The sequence below is a fragment of the Adhaeribacter soli genome, assembly GCF_008727925.1.
GTDB lineage: Bacteria > Bacteroidota > Bacteroidia > Cytophagales > Hymenobacteraceae > Adhaeribacter_A > Adhaeribacter_A soli.
The window spans coordinates 294294-315408 of record NZ_VTWT01000004.1; the positions used below are offsets into that span (position 1 = coordinate 294294).

Here is a 21115-nt window from a genome sequence, read left to right on the forward strand (position 1 = left end):
AAATATTAGTTGAAGTTAAAGATTACTTATATGCCAGTAACACCGCCATTGCCACAAATCTCTGTAAATAATAAGCCTTCCATTGTCAGCTGGAACCGGTTAGAGCCACGCCCGATTGATTGGCAGTTTAACCGCGCCCTCAGGGTTGAAGTACGCGATGCAGCCTGGATGCTAGCCCGCCAATGGCAGATTGGCGAGTTCCGCGCAGAGGACCGTGCTTCTCCTGCCTTCGCTTATATAGAGTACGATGTTGCCAAGCTTACTCATTACAAAGCGGGGCATATGTTAAATAGCCAAAATCCACAAGAAGCTTATTCGGATTCTATTCCGCTTGAAGTACAAGTAGAGCGGGAGGAGGTGCCAGTTGACTTAAACCGCCGGCTGCAAATGGGGCAGTACTGGATACGGTTAATAATGAGTCTTTTAGAGCTTCCAAAGCAAGAGTATAAAACCCTGCTCCAGGAACTTCGGACTGCTTTTCCAATTCCTTTACCTCAGGATTCTTTAAATGGATATAGCCTAGACTATGGTCTCAGTCAATCAAATCCAGCCGAAAGGCAAATGTTAAGCCTATCCGCAGGCCGGGCTTTTGATGGAGAAAAATTCTACCGTAGAATTAAAGATAATTTATCTTGGCTTGCGGACCTGGCAAATACAGTATATCCAGACGATACGGCGAAAGCAGATTATGTAATTGAAACCCTGGGAAACAAAGTGTTTCCTCAGTTTGAGCTTTGGTATAACCGTTTATTTAGCCAACCAACTTTGGTTAATCAAAATAATCCTAATGGGCCTAAAATTAAAGCCTGGGAAAATAGTAGCCTGGAGTATAAATTTAAGGCTGTTTCCAGTCAGGTTGAAGATGGCTACCAAAGGGATAAGTTCTTAGTAGGAGATGATTATTCTTCCGGAAGGCTGGACTGGTATGGGTTTGATATCGAGCCGACGGAGGTAACTTATCAACTACAGGAAAATTATGGCGGTAATACTAAAATACAAACGTATAAACGTACCTTTTTTCCTACCAATTTAGAGTATCCGGGAGCGCCAAATGCCCGTTGGTGGGAGTTTGAGGATAGTAAAGTAAACGTAGGTAAGATCAGTATAGATACTGCTGATTTAGGCCGGATGTTTTTTCTGGACTTTATGTTCCTTTACAACGGCGATTGGTTTTCTTTTCCGGTAAACATGGAAACCGGAAGCATTTGTAAAGTGAAAAAACTTGTGGTAACAGATGTATTCGGTCGTAGGCACGATATAAAACCAGCTGGTGAAGGTTCTGACACAAATTCAAATGAACTGGATTGGGGACGATGGAGCATGTATGCCATGAGCGAAAGAGGGAAGCCAGATACCTCTGACCGCAGCATCTTCCTGCCTCCTACGGTTGCAAGTGCAATGGAAGGGGAGCCGATAGAAAAAGTAAGTTTCCTTCGGGATGAAATGGCGAATTTAGTTTGGGGAGTTGAACAGGTTATTCCAAATGGTCTGGGCAGAGGAATGAGCGGTTCACAAGCCGCCGTAGCTCTTACTGAGTACTTTAATGGGAAAGGGCAAAATACCCCGTTGACCACAACCAATTCTGACTTTATCTATAAATTAGCCAATACAGTACCAGAAAACTGGATTCCATTTATTCCTACCAAGGTCCCTGATAGTGACCGGAATATTCAATACCAGCTCGGGGCAATGCCAAGAGTAGTAGAGGGCTTGCAATTGGATCCGGATAATAGAATTGTAGATGGTAGAACTGTAAACGATACAATTGTAAATTCTCGCAGCCAGCTCCTGATGGAACTAGATAACCCTGATAACCCATACATCTATGAGGAAGAAGTGCCGCGGGAAGGGACAACCGTCACTCGTAGTTTCCAGCGAACACGGTGGTTTAATGGTAAGACTTACGTGTGGCTGGGCAGACAGAAGAAAGCAGGCAGGGGAGAAGGCAGCAGCGGATTACTGTTTGATCAGCTGATTCCTGTACCGCCAGCCTCATGATATCTATAATCAATCATTGAACTTTAAAACAAAATAGCCCCGAATTCGGGGCTATTTTGTTGGTTGAGTGAGAACATTAAGAATATTAAAAGCCTAAAAAAACTCTCTGAAAGTTTCTGAAAAGCTGATTCCCTTAACTTCTTAAACTTGCATTAAGACCTTAAAGATCTGATTGAACCTGAAATACATATCCCATGTCTTGCGCCATAGGCAGCCAGAGGAACAATTCGGCCATCAATGTTTCCTTTTCGATATTAAGTTGATTGCAACAATGCTGAATTGCAGCTTGATAATTGTTTGTGTTTTGCAGCGATTGGAGAAAATGCCATTGCCAATCTTCCAGATACTGTAAGGTTATGGCATAATTCTTCCGGCAAATAAGTGCGAAACTTTCCTTCGGTTCCGGTGCCGGTATATTAACGCCGAGCTGAAATTCGTTTACATAATCGATAAGCGGAAACTGTAGTTGAAGCAATTTTAAACAAGGTGCTGTCTGAAAATTGGTATTCAAAAGTCCTAAAAAACCGAAGCTTCCTGTTTCTTTAGATTTTCCTTCCAGACCCGGCAACCGGGATACCTCTGCCAACGCCCGTTCATATTTGGCCAGTTCTACCGGAAGCGCATATAAAGTAGCTTCAGCTTTACTTAATTTCTTTTGGGAAGCCTGCAGAAAAGCCGAGAATTTATAGCCTAAATCATAAAGGTCCGTAGAATTCGGGGGCAATTGAACCAGATATGCCCGGGCAAAACTTTCAAAAAGCTCATTGCCTAATAGATGCTGCAGCGCCGGGAATTCGGCCTCCAGACATTCCATTAACCGCAATACATAGCCCCGCGCATAGATACCGATCTTATCTTCTGAACTCAGATTGGGTGAAGCATCAACCAGCGCCGCGTGGTTAAGCGCATAATGCCGGTCGGCCATGCGGACCTTGTCCTGCAACTTACCGGGGCGAATTATTATGGAAGTCAGCCACTTCTGGAGGGTATTTAATTCAGGCATGGGCAGGTTGTAAAGTATGTTCTACCGGGTTGGAAATTGCATCGGCATAAGGCGAACGAAATACCGGAACTTCCGGAAAAATTCCCTGCATCACCTGCCTCGCTTTCGTTACTTCGGCTACCAGCTCCGGGTATTCCGGAATATTGGCGTCCCACTCCAGAAGTGTGGAAACGCCTCCCGTTAATTCCTGTGCCAATTTATAAAGCTGCCAGACCGGCGTTGGCACGGGCTGGTCGTGCGTATCCAGATAATAAGCATCGCAATCGGTAGGCCCGGCCAGGTGAATTTGCACAACAGCTTTATGCGGAATGTTGCGGATGTAAAGCTCCGAATCGAAATTGTGATTATAACCCGATACGAAGACATTATTCACGTCCAGCAGCAATCCGCAACCCGTTTTTCCAACAAGCTCCGTTAAAAATTCCCATTCCTGCAAAGTAGAGTGCTGAAACTGCAGGTACGTGGAAGGGTTTTCGAGGATTAAGGGCCGCTGCAATATATCCTGGATCCGGTTTACGCGCTCGGCTACATGCTGCAAACTTTCCAGGGTTAGCGGCAATGGCAACAGATCGTGGGTATTGATGTGGGCTACTCCGGTCCAGCACAAATGGTCTGAAATCCAGACCGGTTTTACAAACTCGGCCAGTTCTTTCAGTTGTTTCATGTAGGTCAAATTTAATGGATCGGTGCTGCCTACGGACATCGACACGCCGTGCATCACAATCGGACTTTTTGCGGCAATCTGCTCGAGCACGTGCCGGCTGTACCCAAAATTATTCAGGTAATTTTCGCTGATGATCTCAAACCAGTCAACCACCGGGTCGTTATGCAATAAGTGATGATAGTGCTTGCTGCGCAAGCCAACGCCCAGGCCCAAATTTGGCAGGCCCAGGCGTTTTTCATTGCTAGTATTTGTCATAAATCAGGTAGAAGGAGGGAATACCATCCGCACATCGCTGGTTGCCGGAGGATTCTCCGACCAATTCGGGTCACGCTTTTTCATTACGGCAGCATAAGCATCCCAGGCAATTTTATACACCAGTTCGCCCGTTCCAAAAGGAATAGTATCACCGTCCAGGTTTACAGTCGTGTATTCTCCAGTCCTCCAGTCAATGGCATAATCGTTAAGCTCCATGATGCCCGAAGTTACGTCATTTTCATCCGGCGAAGTAGCTTGTTGAATAACCGGGTAGATCTGTGAAGCCGAAATTGGTACGGCGCAACCGCCATAACTGGCACAAATGTTATCGCCGGGAGCACTGTAAAGGGTTTCTTTTTGGGGTTTCGGAGTAGGGCCGCCACATAAAACCGGTTGGGCAACTTTCTGGAAATGAACGCTCTGGCCGCAGGACTTCGATTCGCCTACTTTTTGCACGAAGCCGCAGCCGCCTTCGGCTTTGCAGGAATTGGAACCTCGGCAATTGTGATAGATTTCCGGCGATGCGCAGGTTACATCTGTCTGGTCTTTATCCTGCCCCAAATAGATTCCCTGACAGGCATGATACAAGGTTTTTCCGCTGGTGTCGCGCACTTTTACCGGCACCGAAAGATCCGGCAGCTGCCCGAAAACCGCCCAGCACATCATAATCCGGTCGCCCGATCCGCCCATAGAAGGGAAAGGAAACCCAACGCTGCTATCGGCCCAGTATTTATCCAGCACAGTAGTAATGCCGGCAATGGCGCCAGTAGCAATTTCGCAGAACTGCAGGTAGTTTTCTTCCCGTTTTTGGGGATCGTTCTTAAGTCGGTTCATGGCAGCGGCAATTTCTTCCGGCCTTGGCAGCGGCGGTTTATAGGCCGCACCTTCCACCATAAAGTCTGCTGCCTGCCAGGTATTGGTTTTATGCCATTCAGACCAGGTAAGAATTTTATTTGGTATTCCATTTTCCGGATCACCCAGGTCTTCTCGGATCCTGGTAAAACGCTCGAAGTGGTCTTCCGCGCCGTTGCCGAAGCGGGCCGCCGCGTGCGAAGAAGGTGCTGGCTTGCCTGTATCCGTATAAGAAGGGTAATCAGCTTTTAGAGCTACCTCGGAAGGCTGATAGTCTGGTTTTACCGCTTGTAGCCCGAAGGACGCTTTGCGAATACGCTTCCGGATACCGGCACCTTCGCCCTGGTCGGTAATAGCGCAGATAAGTTTATAGATAATTTCATTTTTGGCTTTTTCGGGCAGCCAGCCAGCTACCGTTGTTTCTATGCCCTGATATTCGCGGTAAGGATGGCTGGGAGATGCAGTATTGAAAATATCCCGTTGCACAGCCCCCGGAGAATACATTTTTTCGAAGAGGGTGGTAATATTTCCTTCTTCATCTTTATAAGTAATATCCAGATAGTCCCAGATTATTTGGTAAAGCATGCCGATGCTGCCGAACATCGGGAGCTGTACGCCGGGTCTCCAGTTCTTTAAAGGAGCGGTGTGCAGGTATTTGCTTTCATATTCCGGCTTAATACGGGCTCTGGCATAATCTTCAGGTGCTTCAATTGCCAGAAAAAGGTCATTCTGGCGCTGATCGAGCTCACCCAGTTTAACTCTTATTTTACTGTAATCTATTTTTACTTCAGGCTGGTCCGGGTTCCAGTTTTCAGGCCGGCGGTATTCGCAATCTTTAAAATCTATGATGTGCGGAATAATGGTGTTCTCTTCGCCGTAGCACAACCAAGCGTAGCCCGGGCCCGGCGAAAGGTAGGTGAATTTAGGGGTGGTGCCCAACGCATTTGCCAAGTTGGAAGCCAGTTGCAGGTGGAGCATTTCTTCAATGAACACACTGAAAATGGTGTTGAAGGCTTCTTCGTTTTCTTTTATGTTTTTGCCAACGCTTTTGCCGGGCTGAAAGCTCGGGGCGAGTCCGGGCCACAAACGCCCTTCATAAAGATTATTGTTTCCGGTTATCTGGTGCCGGCCTTGTAAAGAGTAGAGCGCGGTCATGTAAAGCGGAATGGTGAAAAGCTCTACATTTACGGCAGCTTGCAGTAGGAGCCTAAGCGCAGCTTTATCGGTTTCAAAATGTTTTGGATCCCGGTCATACAGCTCGGGATTAAAATGTTCCGTATCCTGATCGTATAAATCAGCTTCAAGTTGTTTTGGATCCCGATCCAGCAGATCGGATTTTTTGGTAGGTTTTTCCATAAGGGAGATATGTTTAAGAGTGAATAATGTGTTAAATATATAGGCTATATTTAATATTGCAAATTAAATTTGTGTAAAAATTTATAGATTATTCCTAAATGTAGTTTTAGTTATACCATTCGATGGTTTTTATCGAGGCCCTGATGCTTAGATAATAGGGCTTTCATTAATCTAAACCAATGTCTGAAAAGTATATACTTCTTTTGCTTAAACAGCTTAGAATCTATGATGGTGGAAGCATGTATGTGGTAATACAAGGGAGATACTTTCGTTTCTGCATCGTAGAGCTTCCTCCAGTATCTTAGAATTAATGTACCTGAAATATTTGATAAGCCTTTGAAGAGTTAACTCCATGAAATTACTTGAGATTGAATTTATAGAAGTGTTAAGAGATGAGCAGATATTGAATTAAAAAGCTCGCCGATTGAGATGTCTTGTTTATACCAAAAATAGACCTTAAATATTTTCAATGTTACATTTTCTTCGGCTTTCTACTGAATTGAAAACCCTCTCCTCATTTTCTAAGGCGCTAACACCCTTCTGACTTGAAAAATTAAAGTTTTACGCCTGAATAATCACAGTTATTTGATAGCCAATACTTTCCTTTTATCTACGGTATTTTAAAATCATATTTGAGGATAGTGATTACACTTCCCAGAGTCCATATCTATATGTTAAAAAGTTAGTTTGTACCCTTGGCTGAGGTGCTTAGGGTAAAGTTCCTAATACAAGTTTTAGTAAGTCAACTATTTAACTTTTATTTTTTAACCCCTTAAGCAATGTTTTATGAAAAAAACAAGTACACATCTACTCAGCCTTTTTACAGGCCTCTTTTTGCTCATGACCAGTTTAACTGCTCAGGCACAGTTCTTCCCGGCCGTAACGCCGGATGATGTAATGATCGACCCGACTGGCGGCAATATTTTTTCCGTAAGAAATACGGGGAATGATGTTGTGGATTATAGTGGCCGGGAACTTCGAGTAATGACATGGGACGGACTGAATCCTTCTTTTGGATGGGACTTTGACTATGGTGCTTCGGTTGGATCTTTAAGAATTGAAGGGTTGAATCTGGGGTTTGTATCGGACCCTGACATTGTTGGCGACCCGCAGGGCAGCGGTTTAATTGCTATCACCTACTTACTCAATCAGGGTGGTAGTAATGAAACTTGGGTAGAAATTCACAGGTTTAACGGCAGCACGTTTAACCTGTATATGCCTCCTATGCAGGTGGATAATGGAAGCGGAACAGTATGCGATAACCCTAACATTGACCTTGATTTCGGACCAGGCCGTGCAGTAATTACGTATGAACAGGGCTCAAGGATCTATGCCCGGGTACTGGACATTTTTGCTCCTATCTTATTGGGGAATATTTTTGAGGTTAGCGGACCTTGCATCGGCATGCCGGGTTTTCATCCTGATGTTGCCTGCTACTTCGACCAGAATACCGGAAACACCACAGTAACCTTTACCTATATCGTTTATAATGGAGTTCAGAAGAGGCTGGTTATCCAGCAGGAGGACCTGAATTTTATTATTTCTAACCCAAATACCTCTTGCAGTGCTGTATATTATCCTTACAACGTTGCCATGAGCGAAGTATTGGATTACCCTAGAGTAGCAGCTCCCATCCAGAATCCATTAAATCACCCAAGAGATATGCATGTTGTAGTGAGGCATGGAAATCCGAGTATGGCTCTGATTGCAGGCTTTACTCATCATGCCAGTTCTTATGGAGTAGGCACCATTTATCCTCGCAAATTAAATACTGAGCATAATATTTATATGTGCGGAGACAATTCCCGGCCAGCCGTGACCTATAAAGGCGATTACCTCATTGCTACCTGGACCTATAAGGATGGATGTTACATTTCAGGAGATTCTGAAATAATTATGAGGTTAATGATGCCAGACGGTGCCACACTTTACCCTGACTATTCTCTTGTGAACGTTAATTTAAGTGGAGATCAGATGGCCAGTTCTGTTTCCGGGCGTCACAATTATATTTCTGACAATACCTTTTATAGCTTCTTTGATTACAACGTAAACTTTATGCGCTATAAATCCAGTGATTGCGCGAATACCAACCTAAGAATAGCCAGACCTGAAAAACCAGAGCCGGCTATTTCGAAAGTAAATGAAGGGCTAAAAATTTATCCGGTTCCGGTAACAGGAAAGGCTAGTATTGAATTCTCGATTGGCAAGGAAGAAACCGGTTATTCTGTGGAGGTAGTTAGCATTACCGGTAAGGTAGTCCGGACCATAGATCTAAAGGGAGCTAAGGAAGGGAATTATAAGCTTGAATTTAATAAAGAAAAGGGTAGCCTGAGTCTGCCGGCTGGCGTTTACCTGGTGAAACTTAATTCGAGTAAAACTACGAAGCTAACCAAGTTTATCCTTCAGTAAAGAAGTTGATTGAAACCAGAAAAGCCTCCCAAACCGGGAGGCTTTTTGTTAACTAACGGTAGTGCTTCTAGAGTGTGATACTGCATTCGAGTACTGCTAGTTCTATGGATTAAATAAATATATGACCTTTGTCATTTGTTTACAAAAGGACTTAAATGCTTTTTCGCAAGTAATACATTTTTTTTAGCTTGTTTGGTCGCAAAAATCGCCTGTCACCGGAGTAAATAATTCAGGTAAAAGCAATAACTATTTGCTTATTTGTCACCTGTGTAGTAAAACGATATCGTGTTTCCTACCAATTCATTCCCATTTTACTGTATACCTTTTTAAAAAAATAGAGTCTTGACATATACACAAACCTGAATGATGTTTCCCTTCCGCTTCCAATAAGTAATTATGTATAGGTTGCATCATATTTATTTTGGTGAGGGGCTCAATTGGGGTTTCTCTAAGCTGTAGTGATTGAATAATCACTTCTGCGCCTAAAAGTAAACCAGCCAAGACAGATTCATGAGCAAGTGGCACTTCTAAGTCCTGCGAGACCTGTCCGTTGGTCATATTCTGAATTACCCTTCCTCCACAAATAGCTTCTGAGTAAAAAATCTCAACTTGGTCTCCTTTAAAAGAATTTAGCAATTGTTCATCTATACCACAGATTTGAGAAATGGCTGCTACAAAATTGTCATCAATCGGCAAATCGTTTGCTAAATACTGTCTAATAAATGGTTCTACTGCAGCATTACCTAAGCTTTCAGCAATTTTTACCGAGGCACTTTTTTCTTGATATTCCGGTAAATACAAACAGCTCAAACAAACTCCCTCAATAAAATTCAAGTGTCTCGATACTCCAATTCCTTCTGGGCTTGTCCACGCATTTAAAATTATTTTAGGAAGAAGGCTCTGAATTTCTAATCTTTCTTTGGTTGTATCTATTGCAGTTACTAGTAATTGAAGTTGGTCTTTAGTCAAAATGCTAGCAATACTCTGCCATTTTGCTTGTAACGGTTCAATAGACAAACCGGGATGCTTTTCAAATAATTTTTCAATAATTGTAAGTTTTGGATGATTGATATGATTCTGTAACATTAAGACATAGCGCTGTAGATTCGAACGAGCCACTGTCTGATCGTCTACCATTGTGACCTTACCTATTACTTCTTGGAGCTGTAAAATGCTCCAAAGCATGGCATTCCCTATTGCTCCGGCTCCCACTAAAGTAAATGAAATGGGGATTGAAGCAGGCAAAACAGGGGCAACTTTTGCTTTGTGACAAAGGCCTTGACTAAAAACAGAAAAGCAGAAATCTTTATCTAGCGGGGTATTACCCAATTCTTCTTTGAAAATACAACGAAATATATTGGCAGCCCCAAAACAGATAGCACTTCCAATCCCGAAGGGATTATTAGTATCCTTACAAGTCTGTGCTACCGCTGTAGAAAAATAGGCATTCCAATTATTTGAACCAATATAAATACAAGGCTGTGCAGCTGTAAAATTTGATACTTTACCAACTACTAAGTAGATAGTTGGTGCCTGTTTATCACTGCAATCAATCTCTGGATTTATTTCAGTAGCAAGGCTTTTTAATTGCTCGGTATAAGTTAAACTGTAAGTCTTTTTTGCAAGGTTTAAAAATGTTATTTTGGGATAAAGCCTGCTAAAAATTCGTACAGCCAAATCTAATCCAGCCCTTCCTTCAGAGGTTTTGAGGCAATTCGACCCATAAACTATACCAACGCAATTTGATAACAATTTTTCTTCAAAGGAGGACCTATCGTAACCTTTAATGCGCTGAGAAACGCTCAAACTTATTTTATCAAAGAAATTTGCAAGTGCCATTAGTCGGTAATTTTAATTAATGATGTAATTTGGTTTGGATAAAGCTTTGTCCAACCGGTTTCAGGAAGCAGACGGTAAAAGGCACTGCCTTTTAAATTGTGGTCACTATTTCCGAAATCGGGCACCACAATTGATAAACCACCAAAAGTGGTAATTAAAGCTAGAGTATCATCGGCTTCGGAGTGATAAGCTCCCGTTGGGTGGCTGTGAATTTGCCCAACTAAACAGCAATTGTTTTGATATAACCAGTCGCCGATCCTCTCCAATTCATCTCCATCCACGTGGAATGAAAGACCATCAGGACCCTTTACTAATTGCTGCTTTGGATAAAGTAAGTAGTTAACGAAAAATTCTATTCCCTTCTTTTGCCCGGCAAATAGCGCTAATCGTTCAAAGCCCTTTAAGCCGGTATCCTTAAATTCTAAATAAACAGCATCAATAAACTCTTGGGGGATGTAGACTGTTTTAATGTGCATTAATCCAATTGGCTCCATGTAAGTAGCATAGTTATAAAGGAAGATCTTGCGGATTACTACTAAGTCCAAGCGCTGGCATTTGCATATGGACATTAAACTGGACCAAATATGATGTCAAATGGCTGGTTCCATACAAGTGCAAATTATCCAAAATGAAGCATAAGGATCCCTCACCTCCTTTTTTTCGATATAGAAACCAGGAATCTCCATTATGGTATGGATGTTCGTGATACTCCCGAACACCTGGGATACAAAAAAAAGGAATTTGGTCAGAATCTGCTTGCAATAGATCCTGTGATTGAGTCGATCCCTCAAGCTTTCGTCGTAATCTGGATGGAATCTGGTCGTTTGTTACTGGCTCTAACGTAAGAGGATGGACAAATTTCACAGAAAGTGGTTGAACATCGTAGTTTATGAAATTGATCCGGACGGCAAAGGCAATAGGCATAGGAAATAAGGAAGGCGCAACAAATGCAAAGAAAAGATCAGGATAACGCTGCTCTAAAAGTAGAATACCTTTCTTCCTATATTCTTCTTTTAACTGTACAAATACAGCTAATTCTTCACTAAATTTCTGTTGCGTCACTTCCGAATCGACAAATTGAATGTTTACCGCATCCATCTCATTACTATAGCAGATTGCCTTAGTTCCACCGCCACCAGCCATTAACGTTAGTACCAACAATGACCCATCTACGATTGGATAATCATTTACCTTCTTATGCGGATCTAGTACAGCACCATCTAATTTCAACTGGAATCTCTCTTTTGGAACAGAGTTATTTTGCGTTTCAATCAAAGCTTTTTCTAACAAGGATGTTATCGATGCATTCACATTTGTTTCTACTGTTACAGTATCAGCTTGGTAACGAACCTGTACAGTTAATTGATTTTTTTTGCCATTGTTTCCGTTTGGCTTTTCATCTTTTTTTTCGTTGTCTTTACTCATGATGTTAATTTTTAAATTAATGGTTAAAATTTGTTACAAACTATTCGTTCTTCAATAAGAATTACCTAATTTGCCTCACCCTACATTACTTTAAAGCGTGACATTCTTCTTGTCACGCTTTAAAGTATAATTATTGAAGCTTGGAAACCTTAGTTCAACTCAAACTACTGTCGGATATTGATCTGTTTATTACTTTGTGTTCAGCACAAAGCGATAATGCCATTTATGAGGAGTTTGTTAAACGGTTTTTACCTGAACTCAAAAAGGAATGCCTTCAAATCTGTAAGAAACGTAAATTGGATGAGCATCTTGGATTGCAAATTGCCCATGATACTTTTGAAAAAGCCCGGAAATATAAGTCGTTCAGATCGGACGAGATAAAGACACCGGATTCTAGAAAAGGAATTTTGATTTATTTATTCCGAATCGCGACTAATCTATTCAATGATCATCATAGTCGAGAAAAAAAGGAAAGCCAAGTAATTGTTCATAAAAGCTACTTTGACGATCTATTTTGTCCCCAGAATGGGGATAGCTCCCCTGAAAGATTACTTAGAATTCGAGACACTACCCTGAAAATTTTTAGTCAATTAAACAAAAAAGAGCAAAAAGTTGTTCTGACTGATCTTGATTATAAAAAGCATCAAAAATATTTGCCTGATGATGTAAATGAACGGTTAGCAGATGAGCTTGGGGTGAAAAAAGATACTATCCGGAAAATCAGGGAACGTGCTATTAATAAAATAAAGAAAGCCATTGATGAAATTAATCAAATTTGAAAGTAATGCTTTCTCAATGGAAGATTTTGAGAAAGGGCTAATGTTAGCGGGATTGATTTCCCCTAATAGTATAGAAGAATTGGAGGAGCGGGAAAAGCTTGATAGCTACGAAAAGCAATTAAAGGGACAACAAAGTAAAACTTATTTCAAAAGGGTTGTACTGGCTGCAGAAATAGTTTATGAACTTCATAAAGAACCAACTTTTGGAAGGATAAAATTCCAAAAGTTGGTTTATCTATGTGAACATGCAGCTAAAATGAATTTAGAAAACCGGTATAGAAAACAAGCCGCAGGTCCTTTCGACAACAAGTTTATGCATAGTATTGAAGGCGAATTTTTAAAACAAAACTGGTTCAAAGTTGAAAAGAAGAAAGAAGCAAACTTTACTAAGTCTATTTATACCCTATTGCCAGAAGCTAGTAATTATAAGCCGTATTATGAATCATATTTTAAACATTCAAAAGACGAAATAAAATACCTAATTGATCTATTCCGAAACAAGAAAACTGATTTTACAGAAATAGCTGCAACCCTATTAGCCTGCTTTTGGGAACTAAAAGAAAAAAATGAAGTTTTCTCAGAAGATAGATTAATAACCTTGTTTTATAACTGGTCTGACCAAAAAAAACGTTTCGATCAAAATACTGTTTTAAAGATTTGGCAATGGTCTAAAGATAACCATCTTGTAAATAACTACTAGAAAGATATAAATCTCAGCATAGTCCCATTAAGGGAAGAAAATTCAAATAAATTAATGATTACAATCCAGATTGACTGGGAATAGGACTGGTATTTTTAATCGAAGAACCTAGCTAATTTTGCCAAATCCTGGTCTAAAAAGTTCGATATTTCACTGCTTAGGCCCACCAAATTTGAAAAACCAGTCTTCGGGCTGGTTTTTTTGTTTTTAGCCAGCTTGTAATGTTCATTGAATGAACAGGTCTGTTCAAGATTGAGTAAAAGCCTGGAGGTCGATACCGATCTGGTTAACCTGCAAACTTACCCTGCGTCAACTTCATATTATATCCTGCCTGAACTCTTGCTAAAGCCGAATAAGGAAAATTTCAAGTAAAGGCCGCCACAAGGGTTCCTGATTCCTTTTTCTGCTTCCTTTCGCTTCTCTGTCTTTCAGTTTAACCGAAGAGGAGGAAGCTTTCTATGAAATCTTGGCCATACACCAGACCGCGCTGCAGGATTTTGAAGTGATAAAGGAAGTAGTAAAAGAAGTTACGGCCATTATTAAAAAGAATGCTGCCCAGCCGGATTGGTATAAAAAGTCCGATACCAAGGCGCAGATCATGCTATCGGTGAAACGGATTTTGTCTCGCAAAGGGATAGGGGCGGAGTTGCAGGAGATCCTGAATGAAATTATGGAGCAGGCAGAGGAACGGTATAAGGAGTGGAATTACGAGGTAGCGTAGCTTTTTATAAATAACTACCCATCATGGCTGTTAAAAAGATATAACAGCTATGATGGGTAGTATAGGAGGTAAAGCCACATTTTAAAGTTCCGAATTAATTCAGGATAACTTTCCGGTGGGCTATTGCCGTACCCGAACTGGCTGAAATCACATAAACACCGGCCGGAAGCCCTTTCAGATCTAGCTCTATTTGATTTTTGTTTAACGTTTTAACTTTACGAATTGCCCGACCCTGGATATCGGAAAGCGTTATTTCCTGGAAACCTGCGGTTTTGTTGAAGGTAATTATCAGGTAATTTTTCGCCGGGTTCGGGTAAAGGGAAAGTTCTAACTGGGGAGCATCCTGCTCTTTGAAACCTGCCATGGTCATTATGAAGGGAGCAGACATGGGGCTGGTGCAGGTACCCTGACTCAATTGAACCGTATAAGTGCCGTTCTGCTGAGCCCAGAAAGATTGGCCGGTAGCGCCCGGGATAGGGGTGCCATTCAGGAACCACTGGTTGTTGTAACCCGCCGAGGAACTCAACACCGAACCGTTGCGGGTAATGGATGGAGCGTTAATGGCGTTTCGGGTAGTATATTTTAAAAGCAAAGGTCTGGTACTGCTGATAATAAAAGAAGTGGAATCATCGGCCCTTACACCATGCGATAAGAATGCTTCCGTGATTTTTTCCAAATGGGTCCAGGTAGCGCCGCCATCGGTAGATTTGAGCATTGAGCCGTAGGTTCCGGTAATAAGCAAGGTATTGGTGCCTGTTTTGGTTATTTGCCGCATCCCGAAATTGCCTTGGCTGGCCGGGAAGATTATGGGTTGCCAGGTAACGCCGGCATCGGTGGTTCTCCACGCGGTTGAAGTAGAGGTATTAGATCCGGCAATGGCAACCCCGGTAGTGGCATTGGCAAATGCCAGGCTGGTTACCGGGCTGGTAGTACTTGCCAAAACCTGGGTCCAGTTTTGGCCGCCATTGGTGGTTCGGTAAATATACCCGGTGCTCGAACCGCTCGTTGCTACAAAACCCGTATCGGCAGAAATAAACCGGACATCCTGCGTAGTGCCGCTGAAACGTTGCGCTAACAAGGTCCAGGTAGTTCCACCATTGGTAGTTTTGGCAAGGGTGCCCTGGCCACTTACGTTCACGCTTACCCCCAGGTAACCGGTAGTGGCGGTTGGAAACTGAAAGTTGCCTCCTGTATATAAAAAGCCGCCGGGAATGGCAGAACTGGTCCAGGTGGTGCCACCGTTGATGGTTTGGAAAATGGTATTGTTGGTTGATACAAAGCCTATTATCGGGCTGGTAAAACAAACCGCTTCCAGGTTGGCCGTGGTGGAAAGAGTAGTTGTGGTAATGGTTTGGCCGCCATCGGTGGTTTTATGGAGTTTGCCGGCCGTGCCAGCCATATAACCCGTACTGCGGTTCAGGAAAAACAAGGAACGGTAGGCGTTATCCGGAACCGCATTCTGGTGAACCCAGGTGGAACCTCCATTGCTGGTTTTATAAATAATACCATAGCCCACCGCATAACCAACGGTAGGGCTTACGAATTTTATGTCGTAAAAGGAGCCAATGGTGTTGTTCAATACCGACCAGGAACCGCCGGCCCTTCTGTAGATGCGGGCATTATTGCCAACTGCATAACCAATATTGTTGCTTAACAAATGCATTCTGTTGACCCGGGCCCCTACAATGTTCAGATATTCAGCGTTCAGGGTGTTCCCGCCATCGATACTGCTGGCTAACAGATTGGTATCGTCGCGGCCCATTACAATATGGGTGGTGCTTAAAGCAGCGATGGAGGTATACTGGTACGTAGTGGCAGGACCCACCGGAGCCCAGTTAAGGCCGCCGTTGGTGGTTTTCAGCAGCAAACCATTGGTGCCAACAATATAACCGATCCGGGAAGAAGGGAAAACCACTTCCTGTAAAAACGCCGTACTGCTTACCCCGCTACTTACACTTGCCCAGCTTGCGCCGCCGTTGGTTGTCCGGAAAATGGTACCGTTCGTGCCGACCACCACGCCGGTATCCGGATGGGTAAATCTAACCGAGCGTAGGAAATTGGAAGTAAAAGCGGGAAGCTTGATCCAGTTTAAACCTCCATCCACGGTTTTTACCACCGTGCCATTACCTCCAACCGCGTAAGCCAGCTGGCCGGAAAGCATATGCAGGTCGTACAAAGCTTCCCGGGTTCCGCTGTTCCGATTGGTCCAGTTCGTTCCGCCGTCGGTAGTGGTCATGATCACACCAGCGGATCCTACGGTTATTCCGGTGTTCGGATCCGTAAAATCCACGGAATATAAATACTCGCTGGCCTTTTGTCCGTTCACCGCCACCACTCGGTCGCATTGCTGCGCTGCAACTTTTCCGGGATTAAACAATAATAAAATACCTGCGCCCAGTAAACCGACCGTCCTGGAAACAAGGTTAAGGTTGGGTAAATAGTTTTTCATATGCTTAGTTTAAACATTATATAAATGAGTGGCTAAGGTAATGTTAAATAATTAATTAACAAAGGGGGTAGATTGAAATGGTGATTACCAGATTTAAAATGGAGCTACCAGCCTTAAAACCCGGAAAAGCAAAGTAGGTTAGTACAATGCCCGGATGCTGAACGACCCCAATAAAGTAACTGTAGACCCCCTGAATGTAAATTATGGCAAGCGGAAAGAAGAAAGTAGAACGCCTCATTTCCGACCACCACAACCATTCTTTCGGCAGCCTTATTGCCCTGCAAAAGTTCCGCGCCGTAGCCAAAAATGCAGGACTTAATCCAGCGCCGGCAGCAATCGGGTTTAACGGAAGAAGCGGAAGTTTTTTACGGGATCCCGGATTAACGCCAGACAGATAAACAGGTAGCTAAGGCTTTATTTTACTAAATATTCCTTGCCATTTTTATCGATATAGAAGGTGTAATCTCCTTTGGAAACTAGGCAGAGGCCCTGCCGGAATCTGGGGCGGTCGCTGTAACTTTCCATATCATCAGAATCATACTGGCATTTGATCACTTCTTTACCGGTGGTATCAATAAAGCCGATTTTATCGTTTTGATCCTTTACCATAGCTAAACCTTCATAGAACATATCTACCATATTGAAATTCTCTCCGGTAATTTTTACTCCTTTTAGATTCATCAGGTAGTGAAATATGGTGATTGTGGAAGGATCTGAACTGCTACTTTTAAATTCGGAAGCAAGACAAAAACCATCTTTACATTTCTGCGGTACTCCTGAAAATTTACGGGTAGGAAGTATTGTTTCATCCTTCATATTTATAAAATGGGCATATAATTCCATTGGAAGTGCTTTCGAAACAGAGTCAACCACCATGGCTAAGCCATCGCCTAATAAAAGGAGCCGTTCGTATTTTAAGGGAATAATAAATTTCCCGGTACTATCTATTACACCAGCTTTATTGTTTAACGAAACTACCAGATAGCCATCCTGAATGCTTTTTAAGTCATACTTAACCGGTAAAATTTCTCTGCCTGTAGAATCTGCAAACCCTGATTTTTGACTAATGACATGGATCAAATTGGAATTAAGGATTTGCACCTGAAAAAATTTCGGAGGAATAATTTCCCGGCCATACCGGTTTAGAAGACCTTGGCCACCAATTGGAAAGTTAGGGGAAGGGGCTTGAAAAACATGTAAACCATAATTGAAATCTGAGCCCCTCCAAAAAGGCCTGGGTTTATTTAACCTCTTTCCTGCTTTATCTATGATCACCCAGTTTTTACCTTCATCGATCAGAACTGCAGCTGCGCCATTACTGAAGTGAAAGCCCCGGTGGAACTGGGGTTTGATCTGCCATTGGCCTTTTTTATCCATATAACCAGTTAAACCGGACTTTGGATCTTTGGCCGGAATGAAACCTTCTAAGAAGGGCATTTCATCCACCAATTCATGATCCGGACTGATGATGTAATTCCCTTTCTTATCGATGGTGCCGCGTTTTTTGTTGAGCCGGATAAAAGCATAATCGCCGGTAAAAAGTTCTGCCTGCTGGAATTTCGGTTGAATGATGACCCTGCGGTTTTTATCCATATAACCCCACTTGCCATCCTTTTTAAAGGGTATGAGGTCTGGTAAACGCTGGGGAAAAGCGTTCGAAGCTACCAGCAGGAAGATGGTGAAGCAGGAAAGTAATTTATTTACCATTTCGCAGTTTCTCGGCTGGTTGGTTTAAAGTAAAAAGATTGCGTTTAGGAAGCACGATGGGCTATTTGCAATAAGTTTAATGGGAGAAAATCCGGTTAATTTTCCGCGAAAAACTGACCTATTTCTTTTCGGCATTATCTAATCTGAACATGATGGGCATGGTGTACCGCACGTGTACAGCTCGTCCGTTTTGCTTTCCAGGCGTCCAGACCGGCATGCTTTTTACCAACCGCATGGCTTCTTCATCGATTTCTTTTCCCAGGCTTTTCAGGATGGAAACGTCTCTGATTTTACCGGTTTTGGTTACTACAAACTGCACGATGCTTCTGCCTTCTATTCCCTTCTCCTGGGCCGCGGCCGGGTATTGCAGGTTTTTGACCATGAATTCATACATGCGGGAGGTGCCCCCCGGAAATTCAGGGCTTTGCTCTACAAAAGAATAGATCTCCGTTAGTTCGCCTTCTTCTTCCGCTATTTCACCTGAGCCCTGGGCGGTAACCGTTACCGGCAGGTTTAAGCGCACGTTTACCGCCTGGCCGCCTTTTTTACCTGGACTCCATTGGGGCATTTTCCGGGCCGTTTCCAGCACTTTGGCATCAATTTCCGGGCTCAGGCCGGTAACGATACGCAGGTCCTTCGGCTGACCGTTTTTATCGATTATCAGGTTTAAGGTAACGGTGCCGGCAGAGGGGAAATTCTGCGTAATAAGCGCCTTCTTAAAGTATTCCTTCAGAGCCGTTTCACCACCCGGAAAGGCGGGCATCTGATCGGCAACCACATAAACTTTATCTTGGCCCTGGGCTTTCATAGCCGGGCTGCTTTGGGGTTTGGCCTGGGTTTTTGTTTTAGAATGAGTTTGAGACTGCATTTTGGTTTTAGTTTGCTGGGCCCAGCCTGGTTGGCAAATGCTGCCACAGATAAAAAGTGATATACAAATAAGTTTTCTGGTCATTTTTAATATTGGTTTATTGGAAAGGTTTTCTGAGAATCGGTTCGATAGTTGAAGCACTTTTTCAGTCTTTGAAATACTGTTTTCCGTACCGGTCTATGTAGCCACTTTGAGATTTCCGGTAGTTGCATACCTTCATGAGGCCGTTTTTCCAGCCCTGGCAAGCGAAGTACTCTTTCGGGATCTGCGCCATTGGAATTACTTCCTGGCCTTTGGTATTTATAATAGCCGTGTTGTTTTGTTTTCCGGCAACTGCAAGGCCATTCGTAAACGGACCAATGTGGGTGTAAACGATCGGGGTAATTTCTTCGCCGCTCTTATTTATTAAGCCATAAACCATAGGTCCGGTACGACCGGGTAATTGACCTACTTTAATAAGATCCGGCGCCAGGATTTCGATCCGTTCAAACATAAAGGGGATAATGGTTTTTCCTTTGGTATCGATCACACCCCACAGATTATCCTGCCGGACGGCGGCCATGCCGAAATGGAAATACGTGGCATCGAAATAATCCAGGGGTATCATGATCTTTCCTTCTTCGTTCACATAGCCCTTTTTATAGATCCTGTGAAACTCATCTACAGGTTTTACCGCAAGCCTTAAGCCGTCTTTCAGGGTATTGCTCATGTAAAACCCTTTGGTGGGGTTCACCTTGCCGGTTGCCGGGTTATAAAAGGCCTGGAATTTTTCATTTTCAAGGTACAGGATATAGCAATCTTCAACCGTGCTGTAAGAGATCTCCCGGTAAATAAAATCGGTAACTACCTTGCCTGTTCTGTCGATAATGCCCCAAAGGCTTTCCTTCTTTACAATTGCCAGCCCTTTCTGAAAAGGCGTTACGCCTTCGAAAGTCGCCGGGATTTCCAGCTTGTTTGCTTTATTGATGTATCCCCATTTCTGGTCCAGATACACGCCTGCCAAGCCCTCGGAAAAGTCCTGTCCGCTTTCATAGACCATGGGTATTACCACTTTGCCGGTTCGGTCGATAAAGCCCAGTTTGCGTTGGTGCACCAGCATTATAGGTTCTTTAGGCGCCCGAGGATCATGAAAAGCACTTGGTACATGGTGTTTTAAGGAGGGTATTTCGGTGCCATCTATTTTAAAAACGCTGGCATCGGCACCCTGGAAAACGCTGAAAAGGCCGCCCCCTAAATACACGATCTCATCATAGATCACTGGTAAAATAGGTTTGCCTTCGCGGCTGAAAAGCCCGGTTTTAGTATTCGTTCTCTTTATCCGGTTTTTTTGTTCTTCCCAGGTCAGGTCTTTGGGTTGGGTGGCTTTAATTACCGGAACATGCAGGTCTTTCAGCATTTCTACCGTTACCTTCTGGTACACGGCCGGAACAATTTCCTGCCCTTTCTGATCGATGATGCCGGAATTATAGTTGAAGGTAGAAACCAGCGCCAACCCGTTTTCAAATTCATTGATGGTTTTGTAGCGGGGTTTTATAATTTCTTTTCCTTTTTCATCTATCAATCCCCAGGAAAGTGAGTCGGCGATCCGGGCTACGCTGCCTTCGAAGGGTTCTGCCTGCTTGTATTTGGGTTTTATTTTTATAGCCCCGGTACTGTCGGCATAGCCCCATAAAGTTCCTGCGCGAAAAGGGATGTGGGAGGGAAGCTTTAAGGAGGTGGCCTGGTTAAAGGCCTGGGGATTGGCTCTTGCTTCCAGTCCCGAACAAAACAGGGGTAAGAAAAGCAGGAAGCAGCTGGCCAAGGTTTTCACTTCAAACGGATCGCTAGATTTCAGGCAAGATAATTAAAAATAACACCTGGTGGAAATGTTATTTTGCAGGCATCCGTTCTTAGCAGAAAAATTGAGGGAATAGCGCGGCATTTTGGCAGATTATAGCGCAAGCGTCCGCTTGTGCTTGCTTAATTATTATGGTCTACTATAATTAGAAAGCACAAGTAGGGAGCACAAGCGGACGCTTGCGCTATTTCAAATAATGGAAGTTGCTAAATATGATCTGGTATGAAAAGCCCGGAAAATCGGGATATCCGTT

16 protein-coding genes are annotated in these 21115 nt (G+C 43.2%); 6 read left to right on the top strand and 10 right to left on the bottom strand.

Translation table 11 applies throughout. The annotated features are described in order from the left end of the window. Positions 1-30 precede the first annotated feature (30 nt). The gene (locus F0P94_RS09315) at positions 31-1998 is read left to right on the top strand and encodes a hypothetical protein (RefSeq protein ID WP_150903613.1); all 1968 of its coding nucleotides are present in this window, start codon (positions 31-33) and stop codon (positions 1996-1998) included. Between the two features lie 160 nt (positions 1999-2158). On the opposite strand, the gene F0P94_RS09320 is transcribed toward F0P94_RS09315, so the two are convergent. Genes F0P94_RS09320 through F0P94_RS09330 form a run of 3 tightly spaced genes read right to left on the bottom strand, consistent with a single transcriptional unit; the run spans position 2159 to position 6128 of the window. After that, on the bottom strand, positions 2159-3001 hold the full coding sequence (locus F0P94_RS09320; protein ID WP_150903614.1) for an HvfC/BufC N-terminal domain-containing protein: 843 nt from the start codon (positions 2999-3001) through the stop codon (positions 2159-2161). Further along, complete coding sequence (gene bufB / locus F0P94_RS09325) at positions 2994-3920, bottom strand: MNIO family bufferin maturase (RefSeq protein ID WP_150903615.1); 927 nt, start codon at positions 3918-3920, stop codon at positions 2994-2996. The genes F0P94_RS09320 and bufB overlap by 8 nt, the downstream gene beginning before the upstream one ends. Before the next feature lie 3 nt (positions 3921-3923). Beyond that, positions 3924-6128 (bottom strand): ferritin-like domain-containing protein, encoded by a 2205-nt coding sequence (locus F0P94_RS09330; protein ID WP_150903616.1) that lies wholly within the window; start codon positions 6126-6128, stop codon positions 3924-3926. A 786-nt stretch (positions 6129-6914) separates the two neighbouring features. On the opposite strand from F0P94_RS09330, the gene F0P94_RS09335 reads away from it, so the two are divergent. After that, on the top strand, positions 6915-8537 hold the full coding sequence (locus F0P94_RS09335) for a T9SS type A sorting domain-containing protein (RefSeq protein ID WP_150903617.1): 1623 nt from the start codon (positions 6915-6917) through the stop codon (positions 8535-8537). A 300-nt stretch (positions 8538-8837) separates the two neighbouring features. Here the strand turns inward: F0P94_RS09335 and F0P94_RS09340 are convergent, their stop codons facing one another. Genes F0P94_RS09340 through F0P94_RS09350 form a run of 3 tightly spaced genes read right to left on the bottom strand, consistent with a single transcriptional unit; the run spans position 8838 to position 11801 of the window. After that, the gene (locus tag F0P94_RS09340) at positions 8838-10376 is read right to left on the bottom strand and encodes an E2 ligase fold family C protein (RefSeq protein ID WP_150903618.1); all 1539 of its coding nucleotides are present in this window, start codon (positions 10374-10376) and stop codon (positions 8838-8840) included. After that, positions 10376-10870: a Mov34/MPN/PAD-1 family protein gene (locus F0P94_RS09345; RefSeq protein ID WP_191906988.1), complete on the bottom strand. Its 495-nt coding sequence runs from the start codon at positions 10868-10870 to the stop codon at positions 10376-10378. The genes F0P94_RS09340 and F0P94_RS09345 overlap by 1 nt, the downstream gene beginning before the upstream one ends. Before the next feature lie 13 nt (positions 10871-10883). After that, complete coding sequence (locus F0P94_RS09350; protein WP_150903620.1) at positions 10884-11801, bottom strand: putative metal-binding protein; 918 nt, start codon at positions 11799-11801, stop codon at positions 10884-10886. A gap of 140 nt (positions 11802-11941) precedes the next feature. On the opposite strand from F0P94_RS09350, the gene F0P94_RS09355 reads away from it, so the two are divergent. The 3 genes from F0P94_RS09355 (at position 11942) to F0P94_RS09365 (ending at position 14001) form a co-directional block, all read left to right on the top strand. After that, the gene (locus F0P94_RS09355) at positions 11942-12580 is read left to right on the top strand and encodes an RNA polymerase sigma factor (protein WP_150903621.1); all 639 of its coding nucleotides are present in this window, start codon (positions 11942-11944) and stop codon (positions 12578-12580) included. Beyond that, the gene (locus F0P94_RS09360; RefSeq protein WP_150903622.1) at positions 12561-13280 is read left to right on the top strand and encodes a hypothetical protein; all 720 of its coding nucleotides are present in this window, start codon (positions 12561-12563) and stop codon (positions 13278-13280) included. The genes F0P94_RS09355 and F0P94_RS09360 overlap by 20 nt, the downstream gene beginning before the upstream one ends. A 421-nt stretch (positions 13281-13701) precedes the next feature. Next, positions 13702-14001, top strand: coding sequence for a type I restriction enzyme endonuclease domain-containing protein (locus tag F0P94_RS09365; protein ID WP_225307180.1), 300 nt, complete (start codon positions 13702-13704; stop codon positions 13999-14001). 94 nt (positions 14002-14095) lie between these two features. Here the strand turns inward: F0P94_RS09365 and F0P94_RS09370 are convergent, their stop codons facing one another. Then, positions 14096-16450, bottom strand: a complete 2355-nt coding sequence (locus tag F0P94_RS09370) for a T9SS type A sorting domain-containing protein (RefSeq protein ID WP_150903624.1) — start codon at positions 16448-16450, stop codon at positions 14096-14098. A 203-nt stretch (positions 16451-16653) separates the two neighbouring features. Here F0P94_RS09370 and F0P94_RS09375 point away from each other — a divergent pair, with 203 nt between their 5' ends. Beyond that, positions 16654-16848 (top strand): hypothetical protein, encoded by a 195-nt coding sequence (locus F0P94_RS09375; protein WP_150903625.1) that lies wholly within the window; start codon positions 16654-16656, stop codon positions 16846-16848. 16 nt (positions 16849-16864) lie between these two features. On the opposite strand, the gene F0P94_RS09380 is transcribed toward F0P94_RS09375, so the two are convergent. The 3 genes from F0P94_RS09380 to F0P94_RS09390 all read right to left on the bottom strand — a co-directional run bounded on the left by F0P94_RS09380 (position 16865) and on the right by F0P94_RS09390 (position 20826). Next, positions 16865-18157 (bottom strand): WG repeat-containing protein, encoded by a 1293-nt coding sequence (locus tag F0P94_RS09380; RefSeq protein WP_150903626.1) that lies wholly within the window; start codon positions 18155-18157, stop codon positions 16865-16867. Positions 18158-18275: 118 nt separating this feature from the next. Further along, positions 18276-19025, bottom strand: coding sequence for an energy transducer TonB (locus tag F0P94_RS09385; protein WP_191906989.1), 750 nt, complete (start codon positions 19023-19025; stop codon positions 18276-18278). A gap of 145 nt (positions 19026-19170) precedes the next feature. Further along, a complete protein-coding gene (locus tag F0P94_RS09390; RefSeq protein ID WP_150903628.1) occupies positions 19171-20826 on the bottom strand; it encodes a WG repeat-containing protein in 1656 nt (551 codons plus the stop codon). Positions 20827-21115: the final 289 nt, after the last annotated feature.